This window comes from Flexivirga sp. YIM B11880, assembly GCF_058148645.1.
On record NZ_JBMAMH010000002.1, the window covers coordinates 163,814 to 182,439 of the forward strand.

Genomic DNA, 18,626 nt, shown 5'->3' on the forward strand with positions numbered 1-18,626 from the left:
GGTCAGTCGCCGCAGACGCCCTTGGCGTGCGCCGCCTCGCACAGCGCGTCGAGCGTGGCGGCCACTGCCGGCACGCGCTGCAGGTCGGGAGTAGTGACGGCATACACCGTCCGCCGCGAGGCGGGATCCATCGGCAGGCACACGACGCCGGGGTTGCCGGCGGAGCGGCGGATCAGGTCGGGGACGAGGGAGACGCCCAGTCCCTCGGAGACGAGGCCCAGCACCGCGACGTAGTCCTCGGTCTCGAAGGCGACATCCGGGTTGAAGCCGGCGCGCTCGGCCAGCGCGAGCAGGTGACCGCGACATCGAGGGCAGCCGGCGATCCAGGGCTCATCGGCCATGTCGGCGAGCTTGACCTTCTTGGAGGCGGCGCGTGGGTGATCCAGCGGCAGCGCGAGACGCACTTCGTCGTCCAGCAACTTGCGGGTCACGAACGAGTCGATGTCCTCCTCGCCGCGCGCCAGGTCGGTGCCCTCGTAGGCGAAGGCGACGGCGACATCGCACTCACCGGACCGCAGCGCCGCGAGCGACTCGGGCGGCTCGGCTTCGGTGAAGGTCACATGCACGTCCGGGAAGCGCTGCTTGACCAGGGCGAGGGCACGCGGCACCAGCGTGGAGGAGGACGACGGGAACGCCATCAGCCGGACGCGGCCGGCGCGCAGGCCGGCGATCGCGGCCACCTCGGACTCCGCCGCGTCCAGCGCGGCGAGCACCGGGTTGGCGTGCCGAGCCAGCACCTGGCCGGCCTCGGTGAGCCGTACGCTGCGCCCGAGACGCTCCACCAGCACCGTGCCCGTGCGGTCCTCGAGGCGCCGGACCATCTGGGAGATGGCCGGCTGCGAGTAGCCGAGGGAGGCAGCCGCGGCGGTGAAGCTGCCGTGGTCGCTGATGGCCTTGATGACTCGCAGGCCGGCGGCGTCGATCATGCGTCCAGAATAACATTTGGTTATTGACCGGAGATCCAACGTACGAATCGCTGATCGTTACGCTTGTGACGTCATTCTTCCGAGGTTTCGGCGGGTTTTCCGAAGGACCGACGGTCGGTATGTCGGGACGGGTTTGAGCGGCCATCATCGGCAGCTCGGCGGGTGTGTGAGAGCTTGGCTTGGTGGCAGCTGATCTGAGAGCGCTGACCGAGTTGGTCGCAGGCGGGGGAGTGCTCGCGCTCACCGGGGCGGGGCTGTCGACCGAGTCCGGCATACCCGACTATCGCGGAGCCGACGGCACGCGCCGCTTCCAGCCGATGACGGCGCAGGAGTTGCTCGCGGATCGGGAAGCGCGCCGGCGTTATTGGGCGCGGTCGTACGTCGGCTGGCCGCGCTTCGCCGCTGCTCGCCCGAACCAGGGTCACTACGCGGTGGCCGCACTGCAGTCGGCGAGGTATGTCGGGCCGATCATCACCCAGAACGTCGACCGGTTGCACCAGGCCGCAGGTGCGGCCGACGTCGCGGAGTTGCACGGCAGCCTCGAGCAGGTCGTGTGCATGCGGTGCGGCGAACGCTATGCGCGCACCACGGTCGACGAATGGCTCCAACTGGCGAATCCGGACTTCGACCGCTCGGCGGACGGGCCACTGCGGCCCGACGGCGACGTCGCGATCGCCGAGTCGCTGATCGCCGGTTTCCGGCTGGTGCACTGCGTCGTCTGTGGGTCGGACCTGCTCAAGCCGGACGTCGTGATGTTCGGGGAGTCGGTGCCCAAACCGCTGGTCGAGCAATGCTTTTCGTATGTCGCCGCGGCGCGGTCGGTGCTGGTGCTCGGTTCGTCGCTCGCGGTGATGTCCGGCTACCGCTTCGTGCGGCGAGCGGCCCGCGCGGGGATTCCGGTCGCGGTGATCACCCATGGCTGGACGCGCGCCACCGACGAGGAGGTGTCGGTGCGCGTCGACGCGCCGCTCGGTGAGACGTTGACGGCACTCGCCGATGCTCTGACGGGCTGAGCTGACCTAGACCCGGCGCAGGACCGCGGTGACCTTGCCGAGGATCGTCGCGTCGTCGCCGTCGATCGGGTCATAGGCGTCGTTGTGCGGCAGCAGCCAGACCTTCCCGCGGGCCCGCTTGAAGGTCTTGACGGTGGCCTCGTTGTCGAGCATGGCGGCCACGATGTCGCCATTGGTGGCGGTCGGCTGCTGGCGCACGACCACCCAGTCGCCGTCGCAGATCGCCGCGTCGACCATGGAGTCACCGACCACCTTCAGCAGGAAGAGGTCCCCCTCGCCGACGATCTGCTTGGGCAGCGGAAAGACGTCTTCGACCACCTCCTCGGCGAGGATCGGGCCGCCGGCGGCGATCCGGCCGACCACCGGGATGTATGACGCCGCGGGGCGCTGGTCGCCGAGCCCCGTCTCGTCGATGCCGGAGTCGTCGGCTCCGCGCACGCTCGACCCTCCGCGATAGCCGCGCATGTCGGTCGCGTCCGGATCGATCACCTCCATGGCACGGGGGCGGTTGGGGTCGCGGCGCAGGTAGCCCTTGCGCTCGAGCATCGTCAGCTGGTGCGCGACCGAACTGGGGCTGGTGAGGCCGACCGCATCGCCGATCTCGCGCAGGCTCGGCGGATAGCCCCGCCTGTCGACCGAGTTGCGGATCACCTGCAGCACCTTCCGCTGCCGGGTCGTGAGGCCCTCGCCCCTGCGGTCAGGGAGTTCGTGCACCTGTGCCATCGCTGTCATTCCTCCTCGGCGAAGTTGCTCGAAAGCGTCCGGCGAGCGGTGTGTGCGGACGGCTGTCCGAACGGGTTGTCGGTGGTCGGTGCTTGCCTTGGCTTTGTGAAAACAGCGTATGGGTTTCGGACACAAGTTCCAAACATCTGTACGACGCGTGTCTCGACCACATCGAACGTTCGTGCTATACATCGGACAGGCGTCCGATCGCACGAATGTTCGGAGCAGGTCTGCCGACCGAGTGGTGCGACCGTGACCGCACCGGAGTTTCAGGAGGAAGAGATGAGTGCACTGATCCAATGGGATGCGCCGGTCCAGCCGGGCGCGGCGCGGAGAGCCCGCCGGCACCTGCGGACCGTGCCGACCGGCCCGGCGGCACGCGGGGGCGGGCGTTCGGTCGGCGTGCGGGTCCAGCCGGCCGGACTTCGGCTGACCGGTCGAGGCCGCCGCCTCGTCGGTGTGCTGGTCGCTCTTGCGCTGCTCGCCGGTGGCGGCGCCGCTGCCCGGGCGTGGGCCGCGACGCCGGCTCCTTCCCCACGGACCGTCACCGTGCAGTCCGGGCAGACGCTGTCCGAGGTCGCACACGGCGCCTATCCGTCGCTCGCCGTGTCCGACGCGGTCACCAAGGTGGCGCTGGCCAATGGTCTGAACGGTCTGCAGGTGGTCGCCGGTGAGCGGTTACAACTGCCGCGCTGAGGGTTTCCGGCGCGCCGTTCCGAGCGGCTGACCAGCGCTTTTCGGGTGCGACACGCGGGCTCTTGCGCTTGTGGTGAGATCGGCTTAACATCCCTATATCTAGTAGTTACACGGATGCAATTTATCCACATCTAGTCCACACGCAGAGTCCGGTCATCCCCAGTTCGTCCACCGTTTTCCCACAACCTCGTCCACAGGTTGCGGCGATTCGGGCGGCCGGATGGCCTTGCTCGGCAGACGCATGAGAGGGGTCGCACATGCACTGTCCGTTCTGCCGGCACGACGACAGTCGTGTCGTCGACAGCCGCACGAGCGAGGACGGCACCTGCATCAAGCGGCGACGTCAATGTCCCACCTGCGGCAAGCGCTTCTCGACCGTGGAGACGGCCAGCCTGACCGTCGTGAAGCGGTCCGGTGCGAGCGAGCCGTTCAGCCGCCAGAAGGTGCTGATCGGCGTCCGGAAGGCCTGTCAGGGCCGGCCGGTCACCGAGGACCAGTTGGCGCTGTTGGCCCAAGAGGTCGAGGAGTCGATCCGGGCGCAGGGCGCTGCGGAGATCGACGCCCACGACGTCGGCCTGGCCATCCTCGGCCCGTTGCGCAGCCTCGATGAAGTGGCCTATTTGCGGTTCGCGAGCGTCTATCAGGCGTTCGAGGGTCTCGAAGACTTCGAGTCGGCGATCGCCCTGCTCCGTGCCGAGCGACCACCGACCGGCATCGAGCCGGAGCGGCAGCGCACGGGCGACTGAGATCGGCTCCGGATCGTCCCGGGCATCAGCAGCACCAGATCGACAGACCAGACAGCAGCGACAGTCGACCACCGTGAGGTGGAAAGGAAGTTGGACATGACCGACACGGCAGACGCCGGCCCCCAGGCACAGCGCAGCAACTCCGCTCGCAAGGGGCTGACCGTCGAGCGCATCTTCACCACACCGGGTGTGCACCCCTACGACGAGGTCACCTGGGAACGACGCGACGTCGTCCAACAGAACTGGAAGACCGGCGAGACGATCTTCGAGCAGCGCGGTGTCGAGTTTCCCGACAGCTGGTCGCTCAACGCCTCGACCATCGTCACCACCAAGTACTTCCGGGGCGCGGTCGGCACGCCGGAGCGGGAGAGCAGCCTGAAGCAGCTCATCGACCGGGTGGTCCTCACCTACGTGCGCGCCGGCAAGGAGCACGGCTACTTCGCCACCGACGAGGACGCGGAGATCTTCGAGCACGAGCTGACCTGGTCCCTGCTGCACCAGGTGTTCAGCTTCAACTCACCGGTGTGGTTCAACGTCGGCACCAAGTCGCCCCAGCAGGTTTCGGCCTGCTTCATCCTGTCGGTCGACGACTCGATGGACTCGATCCTCAACTGGTACAAGGAAGAGGGCTTCATCTTCAAGGGCGGCTCCGGCGCCGGCCTGAACCTTTCCCGGATCCGGTCCTCCAAGGAGCTGCTGTCCTCCGGAGGCACCGCGTCCGGCCCTGTGTCCTTCATGCGCGGCGCCGACGCGTCCGCCGGCACCATCAAGTCCGGTGGGGCGACCCGGCGGGCCGCGAAGATGGTCGTCCTCGACGTCGATCACCCGGACATCGAGGAGTTCGTGGAGACCAAGGCGCGCGAGGAGGACAAGATCCGCGCGCTGCGCGACGCCGGCTTCGACATGGACCTCGGCGGGAAGGACATCACCTCCGTCCAGTACCAGAACGCCAACAACTCGGTCCGGGTCACCGACGAGTTCATGCGTGCGGTGGAGGAGGGCGCGTCGTTCGGTCTGCGCGCCCGTCATACCGGCGAGGTCATCGAGGAGATCGACGCCCGCACGCTCTTCGACAAGATCAACAAGGCGGCGTGGGAGTGCGCCGACCCGGGTCTGCAGTACGACGACACGATCAACGCGTGGCACACCAACCCCGAGACGGGCCGGATCACCGCGTCCAACCCGTGCTCGGAGTACATGTCGCTGGACAACAGCTCCTGCAACCTGGCCAGCCTCAACCTGCTGAAGTTCCTGCGCGAGGACGACACGTTCGACGCCGCGACCTTCCAGAAGGTGACCGAGCTGGTCATCACCGCGATGGACATCTCCATCTGCTTCGCCGACTTCCCGACCGAGTCGATCGGTCAGACCACCCGGGACTACCGCCAGCTGGGCATCGGCTACGCCAACCTGGGCGCCCTGCTGATGGCGACCGGGCACGGCTACGACTCCGAGGGTGGTCGGTCGCTGGCCGCGGCGATCACCTCCCTGCTCACCGGTGCCGCTTACAAGCGGTCGACGGAGCTGGCCGGCATCGTGGGCCCCTACAACGGCTACGCCCGCAACGCCGAGGCGCACCAGCGGGTGATGCGCAAGCACCAGGCGGCCAATGACGCGGTCCGCACCCTGGACGCGATGGACTCCGAGATCCACCGCTACGCCACCAAGGCGTGGGCCGCGGTCGTGGAGAACGGCGCCAAGAACGGCTTCCGCAACGCGCAGGCGTCGGTGCTCGCACCGACCGGCACCATCGGCTTCATGATGGACTGCGACACCACCGGCATCGAGCCGGACTTCTCACTGGTGAAGTTCAAGAAGCTCGTCGGCGGCGGTTCGATGCAGATCGTCAACCAGACGATCCCGCGCGCGCTGAAGAAGCTCGGCTACCAGACCGAGCAGATCGAGGCGATCGTCGAGCACATCGCCGAGCACGGGCACGTCATCGACGCTCCCGGTCTGAAGCCCGAGCACTACGAGGTGTTCGACTGCGCGATGGGGGAGCGGGCCATCGCTCCGATGGGTCACGTGCGGATGATGGCGGCGACTCAGCCGTTCCTCTCCGGCGCGATCTCCAAGACGGTCAACCTGCCCGAGAGCGCGACGGTCGAGGACATCGCCGAGGTGCACCTGGAGGGCTGGAAGCTCGGCCTCAAGGCGCTGGCCGTCTACCGCGACAACTGCAAGGTCGGTCAGCCGCTGTCGGACGGCAAGAAGGCCGCGAAGCCGGAGCCGGAGCCGGAGAAGGTCGTCGAATACCGTCCGGTCCGTCGTCGCCTGCCCAAGCGACGCAAGAGCGAGACCACGTCGTTCGCCGTTGCCGGGGCCGAGGGCTACCTGACCGCCGGCACCTACGAGGACGGCAAGCTCGGTGAGCTGTTCCTCAAGCTCGGCAAGCAGGGCTCGACCCTGGCCGGCATGATGGACGCCTTCTCGATCGCGGTGTCGGTCGGGCTGCAGTACGGCGTGCCGCTGGAGACGTATGTCGAGAAGTTCACCAACCTGCGGTTCGACCCGGCCGGCATGACCGACGACCCCGATGTGCGGATGGCGCAGTCGATCATGGACTACGTGTTCCGCCGCCTGGCGCTGGACCACCTGGACTTCGAGACCCGGTCGTTCATGGGCATCCACACCGCCGCGGAGCGCGCCCGGCACTTGGAGACCGGCTCCTACGCCGAGGAGCCCGACGCCGACGCCGAGGAGGTTGCCGAAGAGCTCGAGTCCTACTCCCAGTCGGTCGGCACCACCACCAAGCGGGAGGAGCGGGCACCGGCGGCGACCGACGGGAGCAGCACTGACCCGGTCGACCTGGACTACCGGTCCGGGTCCGGCGCGGCCGACGCCCGTGTCGTCTCCGGCGAGATCCACTCCTCCCAGGACCTGATGGAGCGCTTCCAGGGCAAGGCGGCCGACGCACCGATGTGCATGACCTGCGGCACCAAGATGCGCCCCGCCGGCTCGTGCTACGTCTGCGAGGGTTGCGGCTCGACCAGCGGCTGCAGCTGACGCAGGCACTGCACAATGAGCATCGGCCCGGTGGACCTCAGCGGTCCACCGGGCCGGTCGTGTCTTGCCCCAACGATTGTGGCAACGATCGGCTCACACCGCCCAACCGTGTGACAGCCGTCGTCGTCATCTCGGTCATCGTGCCGGAAGACGCGGCACACGAGGGTCCGGGGGCGGGGAAATGTTTCGCAGGATCACGGCAGCGGTCGCGCCGGCTGCCACGCTCGGCATGGCGGGGCTGGTCAGCGCCGCAGCGGCGACGACCCGCGGTTCGCGGCGCGCGACGGGGCGACCGTGCTGATGCACACCGGCGGCGGCGATCGCTCGGAGACCGTGGCCGCGATCCGTGCGGCATTGCCAGAGCCGCGCGCGGAAGGCTGAGTGTTGCAAGGGATTCCCGGTTGTTGACGGATCGGACACCGACCCCCGGGTAGCCTCCCGTGCATGGAGCGGGTCTTCCTGGGTGTGGACATCGGCACCTCGAGCAGCAAGGGCGTCCTCGTCGACCCGGCCGGGCGAGTCGTGGCGCAGGCCACCCGCGAGCACCGGGTGCAGCGGCCGGCACCCGGCCATGTCGAGATGGACGGCGAGGTCTGGTGGGACGACTTCCGGGCGATCACCAGCCAGCTCACCGCATCCGGGCCACACGAGGTCGCCGCGGTCGGGGTGAGCGGTATGGGCCCCTGCGTGCTGCTCGCCGACGAGCGCGACCGGCCCGTCCGGCCGGCGATCCTGTATGGCGTCGACACCCGGGCGCGGCAGCAACAGGACGATTGCAACCGGTTGTTCGGCGCTGCGGAGATCCTGCAGCGGTGTGGCAGCGCGATGTCCAGCCAGGCCGCCGGGTCGAAGATCGCCTGGGTGCGTGACGTCGAACCGGCGGCATACCGCTCCGCGCGCCGGCTCTTCATGGCATCGTCCTGGCTGGTTCGCAAGCTCACCGGCGCCTACGTCCTCGATCACCATTCGGCCAGTCAGACCACGCCGCTCTACGACATCCACCGGCAGGCATGGATCGACGACTGGGCGCAGCTCGTCGCCCCCGGCATCGAACTACCGCCGCTGCACTGGGCGGACGAGACCGCCGGACAGGTCACGGCGGCGGCGGCCGCGGAAACCGGCCTGCCGGAAGGGATTCCGGTGATCACCGGCACGATCGACGCCTGGTCCGAAGCAGTCAGCGCCGACGCGCACAACAGCGGCGACCTCATGCTGATGTACGGCACCACGATGTTCCTCATCAACACCGTCACGGAGCCGGTCACCATGCCGTCGTTGTGGGGGCTGGTCGGGGCGTTCCGGGACAGTTACAGCTTGGCCGCCGGTATGGCGACCTCCGGTGCCATCACCGCCTGGCTGCGCGAGCTGTACGGTGCGGACGATTTCGCGCAGCTGGCCGCCGACGCGGCGCGGGTGCGGCCCGGCGCCGACGGGCTGCTGATGCTGCCGTATTTCGCGGGCGAGCGGACGCCCATCATGGACCCGTCGGCGCGCGGTGTCCTCGCCGGCCTCACCCTCTCGCACACCAGGGCGCACATCTATCGATCCGCGCTGGAGGCAACGGCTTTCGGCGTCCGGCACAACGTCGAGACGATGCTGACGGCCGGCGCCCAGGTGCACCGGGTGATCGCCGTCGGCGGCGGCGCGACGACCGAGCTGTGGCCGCAGATCGTCACCGACGTCACCGGCCTCGAGCAGCTCATCCCGGAGCAGACGATCGGAGCGTCATACGGGGCGGCATACCTGGCAGCGACGCAGGTGGCCGACGTCGACATCCGTCGCTGGAACCCGCCCCGGACCGTCTGCCGGCCCCGCACCGACGCACAGCGGCTGTATGACGAGCGCTATCCGCTCTACCGCCGCCTCTACGACAGCACCCGCGACGTCGTCCACGCATTGGCAGCGCTGGAGACAGCGCGCTGACCGCGGTCCGCCATACGGATAAATCGCCCGAATAACGGACGCGGCGCGAAGGCGGACCGGCCGCAGTGGGAGACTTCCGCCTGTGAAGGCGCTGCTCCTGGAAAGCATCCATCCATTGGCCGAGTCCATCCTGCGGGATGCCGGGTTCGAGGTCGAGACCCGCACCGGAGCCTTGGACGAGTCCGAGCTGATCGAGGCGCTGCAGGGCGTCGACCTGGTCGGTCTGCGGTCCAAGACCGAGATCACTCCGGCCGTGCTGGAGAAGACGCAGCTCACCGCGATCGGCGCGTTCTGCATCGGCACCAACCAGATCGCGCTCGACGAGGCGGCCTCGCGCGGCATCGCCGCCTTCAACGCGCCGTTCTCCAACACCCGCAGCGTGGTCGAGCTCGCGATCGCCGAAATCATCGCCATGGCGCGCCGGCTCACCGAGAAGGACGGGTCGCTGCACCGCGGCGTCTGGGACAAGAACTCCAAGGGTGCCCACGAGATCCGCGGCCGCAGGCTCGGCATCGTCGGTTACGGCAACATCGGCTCCCAGCTGTCCGTCGTCGCCGAGATGCTCGGTCTGCAGGTCTACTTCTACGACACCGACGACAAGCTCGCGATGGGCAACGCGCACCGCTGCGACACGCTCGACGAGCTGTTGCAGACCGCCGAGGTCGTCACGCTGCACGTCGACGGCCGGTCCGGCAACGCCGGCTTCTTCGGCGCTGAGCAGTTCACCCGGATGCGCCCCCGCTCGCTGTTCCTGAACCTGTCCCGCGGCTTCGTCGTCGACTACGACGCGCTGCGGGACAATCTCCTGTCCGGTCACATCGCCGGCGCGGCGGTGGACGTCTTCCCGAAGGAGCCGAAGAAGCGCGGCGAGGCGTTCGAGTCGCCGCTGCAAGGCATTCCGAACGTCATCCTCACGCCGCACATCGGTGGCTCCACCGAGGAAGCGCAGGAGGACATCGGCCGGTTCGTCGCCAGCAAGCTGCGCGACTACATCGACCGCGGCACCACCACCCTGAGCGTCAACCTACCGTCGCTGACGCTGGAACAACGTCCGGGCGGACACCGCATCACGCATCTGCACCGCAACACCCCCGGCGTGCTCGCCAAGGTCAACAGCATCCTGGCCGAGCACGGCGTCAACATCGAGGGACAGCTGCTCAACACCCGCGGTGAGAACGGTTACGTCGTGACCGACGTTGCCAAGCTGCCGGACGAAGCGGTCTCCGCGCTCCGCGAGATGCCCGAGACGATCCAGCTGCGCGTCATCAGCTAGCAGGCTGTTCAACCCGCCAGTTTGACCAGCCGGTCGGCGATGTCCGCCACCACGGCGTGCGATGTGGCGAGCGTCAGCCGCAGGAATCCCGCTGTGCCGCAGCTGGTTCCTTCGGTGCCGAGGACGCCGGTCCGGCGGCCGACCGCACGCGGTTCGACGCCGGTGCCGCGCAGATCGAGCCAGTGGATGTACGTCGCCGCCGGCGGCGTGTAGCCGATGGTCGGCGCCTGCGCCATACGCTCCGCGAAGAGATCCCGGCCACGCTGCAGGTAGTCGAGGCTCGCGTCCAGGTGGGCCACGCCGTCTGGACCGTATGCCGCCGTGGCGGCGACAGCGCCCAGCGGTGACGTGCCATGCCGGGCGACGAACGGCGAACTGGCCCAACGCTTTTCGTGCTCCGGCGAAGTCAGGATCAGCTGGGCGCAGCTGAGTCCGGGCAGGTTCCAGCCCTTGGAGGCCGACACCGCGGTGACGGTGTGCCCGGCGGTACGCTCGTCCAGCGAGGCGTAGGGAATGTGCGAGGCGCCGGAATAGACCAGGGGAGAGTGGATCTCGTCGGCGAAGACCGTGGCGCCCGTGCGTTCGACGACGTCCGCGATCGCCAGCAGCTCCTCGCGAGTCGCCACCTGACCGGTCGGGTTGTGCGGGTTGACCAGCACCAGGACACCGCCGTCGGCCAGCGCGGTGCCCAGTCGGTCCGGGTCGATGACGAAGCGTCCGTCCACCTGGTCCATCGGCAGCAAGCGGAGCTCATGACCGACCGCACCGGGCAACTCGAGGAACGGCATGTAGGCCGGCGTCGGCAGCACGACCGGTGCGTCCGGTGCGACGAGGTGCCCGAGCGTGAACGCGAGAGCACCGAGCACGTCGGGCAGCAGATGGACCTGTGCCGGCTCGACGTTCCAGCCGAACCGCCGCTGCTGGAACGCCGCGCACGACGTGCTGGTGGCCGTGGCGACCGGTGTCGGGAGATAGCCGGTCAGCCCGCCGGTGACCGCCGAGGTGACGGCCTCGGCCACGACCGGAGCGAGCGGCAGGTCCGACTCCGCGATGAACGCGCCGAGCTGGTCGCCGCTGGTCACCGACCACTTGACCGAGCCGCGCGCCCGGAGTTCCTCGACGGTGACCTGGTCCATGATGCTCGCGATGTCCACCTGTCCGAGGCTAAACCCCGTCGTGGGGCAGATCCTCGTACGGCACGGCGTAGCACCCCCACCGGCATACAGCCGAGGCCGTGACGCCGGGTACCGCGTCCAGCGACCGCTCCGGACCATCCCGTAATCTGGCTGGTCGATCCGCTTCCCCGTTCCACCTGCGACTCCCGGAGCTGTCAGACGCCGTGGCCCTTGCCGACATCACCCGCGACGATGTGCTCGCCGCCCTCCAGGAGTGGCAGTCCCAGGGACGAGAGTCGTTCCTGGCGGCATACGGCTTCGAAGCAGATCTCGAGCACGTCCTGCACGAGGACGGTGTCGTCTATGACGCCCCGGCGATCGCGGCCGCTGCGCACGGCTTCGCCCGCGCCGACTTCGGCCCGCTGACCCCGGTGTCCATGCCGCCCGCCGACGAGGTGGGAGCTCACCTGGCGGGTCTCGGCTTCGAGGTGAAGCGTGCGCAACGGACCAACGTCCCGAGCCCGGTCCGGCAGCGTGACCTGCGTCGGTGGAGGGCGACCTATGAACTCATCAAGGTCGCGGCCAACAATGACCCGGCGGCGCAAAGCCTCTGGCACCACGTAGATTCGCTGCGAGACGTGCGCGTTGCGGAGGCTCGCGAGCTGCTCCGCACGCTCGCGGTCAACCGCGACCTGCACGCCTTCGTCGAGGGATTCGCCGTGTGGTCGCGGCGTCCCGGCCCGTTCGCGCAGCACGCGTCCAGCCTGCCGACCTGGCTCGGGCAGCTGCGCAGCACCGCCGAGGGCTTCGAGCGGGACCTGGCCGACCTGCTGGTCGAGACAACCCAGACGCCCCGCCACGACGACGAGGCGGCACTGCGCATTCGCGCGCTCGAGGAATACACCGAGGGCAAGCTCGACGCCACCCGGGTGCCGACCGCTCTGTCGGTCTTCTGGTCGACCGACGACTCGCGCGACTGGCCGACGCTGTGGCCGGGCGGCTCGGACCCCTTCCAGACCCTCGGCTGGATGGGCCGGCACCTGAGCCACTCCGAGCGTTACCTCGCGTTCGCCGAGCTGTGCCGCAGTTTCGAACCGGACGATCCGCGCCTCGCCGAGCGGCTGGTCGGCTATCTCGGCGCCAAGCAGTCGTTCGTCGGGTTCGGCACGACACTGCCGGACATCTGCGAGGAGGCCGCCGAGCTCATCGCCGGCTACAAGCCGGGGCTGGGCTACCCGGACGCCGACTCCGAGGCCCGGGCGGCCGGGCTCGCGCTGCAGCTGCGGGGCACCGCCACTCTCACCGTGCGCTCCCTGGTCGGACCGCTACAGCACGCGACCGGGCTACGCCTGCACGAGACCAACCTGCAGACCCGGACCGGCCAGTCCAAGGATGCGCCATACCGCGTGGACGCGCACGCCACCTGGGCGTTGCCCGGCGGCACCGGCGCCCCCGGTTTCCGGCTGTGGATCACCCGGTCCGGGATCGCCGTCGGCCTGCACTCCGGCTGGGACGGTCCCGGGTCGGGCGCCCGGCACGAGGAGATCGGCGCCGTCGTCCAGCAGCACCTGCCCGAGGGCCTGCGCTTCTTCCACCTGCGCACCACCAGCAGCCCCGACCGGGTGGAGCCGGTCGACCGCGAATACCCCGGCGGTGAGGTGTATGTCGGGCGCTGGTGGCCGCATCCCGACGCGCTCGGCCGGGCCGACTTCGCAGACGAGATCGTCGACACCGTGCGCCGGCTGAGCCCACTCGTCGAGGTCATGTCCGGCAAGGAGCCCACCCCGACCGGGCCGGTCGACCTCGACCTGCTCGCCCAGCTGGAGCGCTTCATCGCCGAACGTCCCTATCCGGGCGGCCGCGACGCGTGGCACCAGGAGCAGCGGCGCGCGCTCGCCCAGGCGCTCGAGCCCGCCGGGCTCGACGCGTTCGACCTGGCGGCGTTCCGGCGGCTGCTGAACGGTCGGGCCTACGGCCACCCCGGCGCGCACTCGGTGCTTCAGTCGAGCCTGGCCACCATGGACGCGGCCGGGCTGGACGCGTTCGCGCGGGCCATCAAGGGACTGCTGTGGGGCGATGGCGACGACGTCGCCCGCATCGAGCACATCCTGGGCGAGGGTATGCCGGCCCCGGGCCTGGGGGAGGCCGTCGTCATGAAGCTCATGGCGATCGTCCACCCCGGGCGCTACTTGCCGATCCACTCCCTCGGCGGCGCGGCCGGCAAGATCGCCGTCGCCCGTGCCGTGGGCGTCCAGCTGCCGAAGATCGACAGCCCCAACCGGGCTCGGCTGCACGTGGTGATCAACGACCGGCTGCGCGCCCGCCTGGAGCCGCTGCTGCCCGGCGACCCTTGGGGTCAGGTGCAGTTCGCGCTCTGGCTGCTGCACAAGGGGGAGTCGGCCGCCGACCCCGAGCGCGACCTGATCGCCGAGGCCGCCGCCGAGCTGCTGGTCGACGAGGACTTCCTGCGGGAGGTCCACGGCCTGCTCGAGGACAAGAAGCAGGTCATCTTCTACGGGCCGCCCGGGACCGGCAAGACCTAACCTGGCACAGCGCCTCGCGGCCGCGCTGCAGCCGGACTCCACCAAGCGGCAGGTGGTGCAGTTCCACCCGTCGACGTCCTACGAGGACTTCTTCGAGGGCTTCCGGCCCCGCCTGGACGCCGAGGGCCAGATGGTCTACGAGCTGCGCAAGGGCCCACTCGCAATGCTCGCGGAGGCCGCCGAGGCGGACCCGACGACCCCGCACATCATGCTGATCGACGAGATCAACCGGGCCAACCTGCCCCGGGTGTTCGGTGAACTGCTCTACCTGCTCGAATACCGGTCGCAGTCGGTCATGACGTCATACCGGCCGGACGAGGGCTTCGAACTGCCGCCGAACCTCTACTTCATCGGCACGATGAACACCGCCGACCGGTCGATCGCGCTGGTCGACGCGGCGCTGCGCCGGCGCTTCCACTTCGTGCCGTTCATGCCGCACGAGGGTCCGATGGAGGGGCTGCTGCGGCGCTGGCTCGAGGCACACGACGGTCCGGTGTGGGTCGCCGGGATCGTGGATCTGGTCAACGACGAGTTGCGGCGCGCGCTGCGCGGCCCGCACCTGCAGATCGGGCACAGCCACTTCATGGTCGAGGGCCTGACCGACGCCGCGCTCGGCCGGATCTGGACCTACAGCGTCTACCCGTTCATCGAGGACCAGTTCTACGGACGTGAGGACGTGCTGCGCACCTTCACCTGGCAGAGCGTGCTCGAGCGTCATGGCCCGAGGGCGCGGGCAGCGGCCGGTGAGGAGCCGCCTGCGGCGACGCCGTGAGGAGCGTCCTGACATGACGAAGGTGCTGCTGCGCGAGCACAGCGAGAGCGCGCCGGTCCGGCTGCGCCCCGCCGCCCGGGCAGCGTTGCTCGAGGCGGCCGCCGACAAGATCACGATCGTCGCGACCGCCGATCCACAGCGGGTGGTCCTGCGCACCGGCTCGTGGGTCGGTGCGCTCGTCGTGCCCGGCTGCACCATCCGCGTCGAACCGCGTGCGCCGATGGAGAACCTCTTCACGATGTTCTCCGCCGGCCTGCCGTCCGACGCGTGGGGGAGTGACAAAATCGGCTGGTCCGGTGACAGCGAACTGGTCGACGGCGTCGCCGCGTTCCTGCTGCGCGCGATCGACACTGCCACCCGGCGCGGGCTGCTGCACGGTTACGTCACGATCGAGGAGGACACCAGCGTCATCCGTGGTCGCCTCCTCGTCGATCAGCTGGCGACCCGCCCGTGGAACGCCGCCACCCCGCCGTGCCGGTATGCCGAGTTCACGCCCGACATCGCCGAGAACCGCATGCTGCTGTGCGCGGTGCGCCAGGTGCTCAGCTGGCCGGACCTGCCGCCGCTGGTACGACGCGACGGGCTGCGTCTGGTGCAGCGCTTCGAAGGCGTGCGGGCGACCACGCCGGACGAACACCACGGCGAGCTGCCGATCACCCGGCTCAACGAGCACTATTCGCCCGCGCTCGAGCTGGCTCGAAAAGCGTTGGACGGCATCACCATCCGCCATCTGGAGGGCGAGCAGACGGCCCACGCGTTCATGGTCGACATGGACGACCTCTTCCGGCGGTGGATCACTGTCGAGTTGAGCAATCGGCTCTGGCCGGACATCAGCCTCGAGGAGCGGCCGCAGTACGCGCTCGACGTCCAGGAGCAGTGGCACTTCACTCCCGACCTGCTGCTGCGGCGCGACCAGCGGCCGGTCCTCGTCGGCAACGTGGCCTACCACCTGCTCGCCGCGCGGCACGACGGTTCCGACTTCTACCCGCTGCTCGCGTACGCCTCCGCGCTGGGGCTCGAGGCAGGATTGCTGATCTACGCGCACGCCGACGAGCCGCCGGCTCCCGAGGTGGTCGTGCGCAGCATCGGCACCCGGCTGCTGTGCGTGCCGCTGCGCCTCAACGTGCCGTCGGCCCGGCTCGCCGGCTCGCTCGACACGCTCGCGGAGCTCGTCCGGCTGGTGTCGTACCCTCGTCCGGCATACCAGCGGCCGGGCGAGCGTCGGCCGGCGCCGCTCCACTGACACGTCCCGGCCCGCGGGATCGGCATACTGGGGGCCGTGTTAGCCAAACTGGTCGTGGTGCTGCTGGTCATCATCGTCGGGTCGTTCGTCTGGTACTTCATGAAATCGAAGGTCCCCACGGCGCACCGACAGGTGCGTGACCGAGCGATCGAGGGCAACTTCGGCCGGGCGATCACCGCAGGTCCGGCGACCAAGCACCTCACGATGATGGGCCGCACGCTCACCCTCGGCGCGGACCCGACCCGCGCGGGGGAACTGATCACCCACGTCGCGTCGTCCGATGACCGGGTCACCGACATACACCCCGAGCAGGGCGCGATCGTCATCCAGATCGACGGCTCCTACCCGCGCGTGCGGGCGCAGCTGATGCCTGATCGCACCGTGATCGGAGTGGAGGCGATGACCTGGGAGATGGGTTTCCCGCAGGGAGCAGCGGTGTGGGACCGGATCGCCACCGCGATCAGCCAGGCGGCGACCCATCAAGGAGTCCCGGTTGGCGAAGGAGCGCGCGAATTCGCCAAGGACGAGCACACATCCGGCAAGCCGGAGGTGTGGACCGTTCGCGTAGCCTGAGCGCGCACCTCCGCGGCACCGGCGAGGAGTCGGACGCTTCATCGAGAAAGGTTTGTCACGATCATGAGGACCAGGGGTTTGCACAGGCTTGCTTTCGGTGCGGTGCCGGTCGTGCTCGTAGTGAGTGCGGTCGCGGGCTGCAACAACGGAGCCCCCGCCGTGCAGGCGCCGCCGGCAACCACGACCTCCACCGCGTCCACGGCCAGCAGCACCGGCAGCGGCGTGCCGACCGTCGCTCCGACCGACGCCGGTGGCAGTAGCAGCGGCACCGGCGTCCCCACCGTCTCGGCCCAACCGACGACGTCCAGCGGTGGCGACCCGTCGAAGGTGTGCACGACCCAGGACAACTACGACACTCCGGCGGTGCTCACGCCGAGCACCAAGAAGACGTCGTGGGGCAAGCCGCTGGACGTGACCCAGCGATACGAGGGAACCGTCACGATGACCGCCGCGAAGCCGGTCGCCAAGAAGCCTGCCGCCGACGACATCTTCGGCCCGCAGCACGGCCAGGTCTACCTTCTGGTCAAGGTCACCGTGAGGTACAAGTCCGGCAACGCCAGCGTCTTCGGCGGCACCGACTTCACGCTGCGCGACGCGCACAACAATGTCTGTGACTCCGACTCCATCTCCGACATCGTGCCCCAGCGCGAGCAGTTCGACGTCGTCACGATCGGCAAGGGGAAGACCACGAGCTACACGGGGACGCTGGTCTTCGAGGTACCGGCCGGGCAGGACTACACGAAATACGCGTTCCTCTACCTGCCGGGCCTGTCCCAGAAGAGCGACGCGCCCGTCGCATGGACGCACTGATCACCGCGAGCACCGGGACGCTGAGTCCTGCGGATCGCATCCGGCGCACCCGGTTGCGCCGGATGCGGCTGATCGCCAGTTCGCTGCTCGTTGCTGCGGCCATCGTCTTCGTCCTCACCCACGGCCACGGTGGTGTGTGGGGTTACGTCAACGCCGCTGCCGAGGCTGCGATGGTCGGCGCCGTCGCCGACTGGTTCGCGGTGACCGCTCTCTTCCGGCACCCGCTCGGGCTCAAAGTGCCGCACACGGCGATCATCCCCGAACGCAAGGACAGCATCGGGCACAGCCTGGAGGACTTCGTCACCGACAACTTCCTCACCGCCGAGAACGTGCAGCAGCGGCTTGCCACCGCCCAGGTCCCGATGCGGGTCGGCCGGTGGCTGGCCGACCCCGGCAACGCCCGGCGAGTGGTGACCGAGTCGGCACCGGCCCTCGCGAAAGGTATCGACTCGATCAGTGACGCCGAGGTCGGCGACTTCCTCGGCAGGGTGCTCCTGCCGCGGCTGGGCCGCGAACCGGTCTCCCCGCTGCTCGGCAGTCTGCTCGAAGGTGTCGTGCGCGACGACTCGCACCGGCAGGTCGTCGACCTCGCCGTGCGCGAGCTGCACGACTGGGTCCGGGACAACGGGACCACTGTGACCTCGCTGATCGGTAGCCGCGCGCCGTGGTGGTCACCGCGGTGGCTGGACGACACCGTCGCGGCGCGGCTGCACGTCGAGCTGGTCCGCTGGCTGGCCGACATACGCGACACCCCGGACCATCAGGTGCGTCGCGCAATCGACGACCTGCTCGCCAAACTCGCCGACAACCTGCAGAACGACCCGGCGACCATGGAACGCACCGAGACGCTCAAGCTGCGCATCCTGTCGCACCCGTCCGTCGGCGACTCGCTGGTCGGGATGTGGCAGTCCGTCAAGCGCGTCGTGGTGGAGGCACTCGAAGATCCGGAGAGTGACCTGCGCGAGCGGCTCGTCCGCGCGCTGTCCGACCTCGGCAACCGGATAGTCACCGACGACAACCTGCGGGGAGCCCTCGACCGGCGGCTCGGTGAGATCTCCGGGCACGTCGTCACCACCTACGGCCACGAGATCTCCACCGTCATCTCGCAGACCATCGAACGGTGGGACGGTCAGGAGGCGTCGCAGCGGATCGAGCTGCACGTCGGCCGCGACCTGCAGTTCATCCGGATCAACGGCACCGTGGTCGGCGGCCTTGTCGGCCTCGTCATCTACTCCCTCGCACACCTCCTCTGACGCGGCAGACG

Annotated in this window: 15 protein-coding genes; 12 read left to right on the plus strand and 3 right to left on the minus strand. The window is 69.1% G+C overall.

From position 1 onward, the window contains the following. Positions 1-2 precede the first annotated feature (2 nt). Positions 3-926, minus strand: a complete 924-nt coding sequence (locus ACN8HC_RS05280; RefSeq protein ID WP_490073828.1) for a LysR family transcriptional regulator — start codon at positions 924-926, stop codon at positions 3-5. A gap of 182 nt (positions 927-1,108) precedes the next feature. Here ACN8HC_RS05280 and ACN8HC_RS05285 point away from each other — a divergent pair, with 182 nt between their 5' ends. Then, positions 1,109-1,939 (plus strand): Sir2 family NAD-dependent protein deacetylase, encoded by an 831-nt coding sequence (locus ACN8HC_RS05285; RefSeq protein ID WP_490073829.1) that lies wholly within the window; start codon positions 1,109-1,111, stop codon positions 1,937-1,939. Positions 1,940-1,945: 6 nt separating this feature from the next. Here the strand turns inward: ACN8HC_RS05285 and lexA are convergent, their stop codons facing one another. After that, entirely contained in the window at positions 1,946-2,662 is a 717-nt protein-coding gene (gene lexA, locus ACN8HC_RS05290) for a transcriptional repressor LexA (protein ID WP_490073830.1), read from the minus strand. Between the two features lie 282 nt (positions 2,663-2,944). Here lexA and ACN8HC_RS05295 point away from each other — a divergent pair, with 282 nt between their 5' ends. From ACN8HC_RS05295 to serA, 5 genes are all read left to right on the plus strand, one after another. After that, positions 2,945-3,358 (plus strand): LysM peptidoglycan-binding domain-containing protein, encoded by a 414-nt coding sequence (locus ACN8HC_RS05295; RefSeq protein ID WP_490073831.1) that lies wholly within the window; start codon positions 2,945-2,947, stop codon positions 3,356-3,358. A 257-nt stretch (positions 3,359-3,615) separates the two neighbouring features. Then, a complete protein-coding gene (nrdR, locus tag ACN8HC_RS05300) occupies positions 3,616-4,104 on the plus strand; it encodes a transcriptional regulator NrdR (RefSeq protein WP_490073832.1) in 489 nt (162 codons plus the stop codon). 96 nt (positions 4,105-4,200) lie between these two features. After that, positions 4,201-7,110, plus strand: a complete 2,910-nt coding sequence (locus ACN8HC_RS05305; protein ID WP_490073833.1) for a vitamin B12-dependent ribonucleotide reductase — start codon at positions 4,201-4,203, stop codon at positions 7,108-7,110. Positions 7,111-7,554: 444 nt separating this feature from the next. After that, positions 7,555-9,033, plus strand: a complete 1,479-nt coding sequence (locus tag ACN8HC_RS05310; RefSeq protein WP_490073834.1) for an FGGY-family carbohydrate kinase — start codon at positions 7,555-7,557, stop codon at positions 9,031-9,033. An 82-nt stretch (positions 9,034-9,115) separates the two neighbouring features. Next, positions 9,116-10,306 (plus strand): phosphoglycerate dehydrogenase, encoded by a 1,191-nt coding sequence (gene serA / locus ACN8HC_RS05315; RefSeq protein ID WP_490073835.1) that lies wholly within the window; start codon positions 9,116-9,118, stop codon positions 10,304-10,306. Between the two features lie 8 nt (positions 10,307-10,314). Here the strand turns inward: serA and ACN8HC_RS05320 are convergent, their stop codons facing one another. Then, positions 10,315-11,460: a MalY/PatB family protein gene (locus ACN8HC_RS05320; protein WP_490073836.1), complete on the minus strand. Its 1,146-nt coding sequence runs from the start codon at positions 11,458-11,460 to the stop codon at positions 10,315-10,317. Positions 11,461-11,645: 185 nt separating this feature from the next. On the opposite strand from ACN8HC_RS05320, the gene ACN8HC_RS05325 reads away from it, so the two are divergent. The 6 genes from ACN8HC_RS05325 (at position 11,646) to ACN8HC_RS05350 (ending at position 18,615) form a co-directional block, all read left to right on the plus strand. Further along, positions 11,646-13,964, plus strand: coding sequence for a ScoMcrA-related endonuclease (locus ACN8HC_RS05325; protein WP_490073837.1), 2,319 nt, complete (start codon positions 11,646-11,648; stop codon positions 13,962-13,964). A 25-nt stretch (positions 13,965-13,989) separates the two neighbouring features. Next, positions 13,990-14,736, plus strand: a complete 747-nt coding sequence (locus tag ACN8HC_RS05330) for an McrB family protein (protein WP_490073993.1) — start codon at positions 13,990-13,992, stop codon at positions 14,734-14,736. Between the two features lie 13 nt (positions 14,737-14,749). Beyond that, complete coding sequence (locus ACN8HC_RS05335) at positions 14,750-15,979, plus strand: McrC family protein (protein ID WP_490073838.1); 1,230 nt, start codon at positions 14,750-14,752, stop codon at positions 15,977-15,979. A gap of 36 nt (positions 15,980-16,015) precedes the next feature. Then, positions 16,016-16,552 carry a hypothetical protein gene (locus tag ACN8HC_RS05340; RefSeq protein WP_490073839.1) on the plus strand — a complete coding sequence of 179 codons (537 nt, stop codon included), beginning with the start codon at positions 16,016-16,018 and terminating at the stop codon, positions 16,550-16,552. A gap of 63 nt (positions 16,553-16,615) precedes the next feature. Continuing rightward, a complete protein-coding gene (locus ACN8HC_RS05345) occupies positions 16,616-17,362 on the plus strand; it encodes a DUF4352 domain-containing protein (RefSeq protein WP_490073840.1) in 747 nt (248 codons plus the stop codon). Then, positions 17,350-18,615, plus strand: coding sequence for a DUF445 domain-containing protein (locus ACN8HC_RS05350; RefSeq protein WP_490073841.1), 1,266 nt, complete (start codon positions 17,350-17,352; stop codon positions 18,613-18,615). Before ACN8HC_RS05345 ends, ACN8HC_RS05350 begins: the two co-directional genes overlap by 13 nt. Positions 18,616-18,626 lie beyond the last annotated feature (11 nt).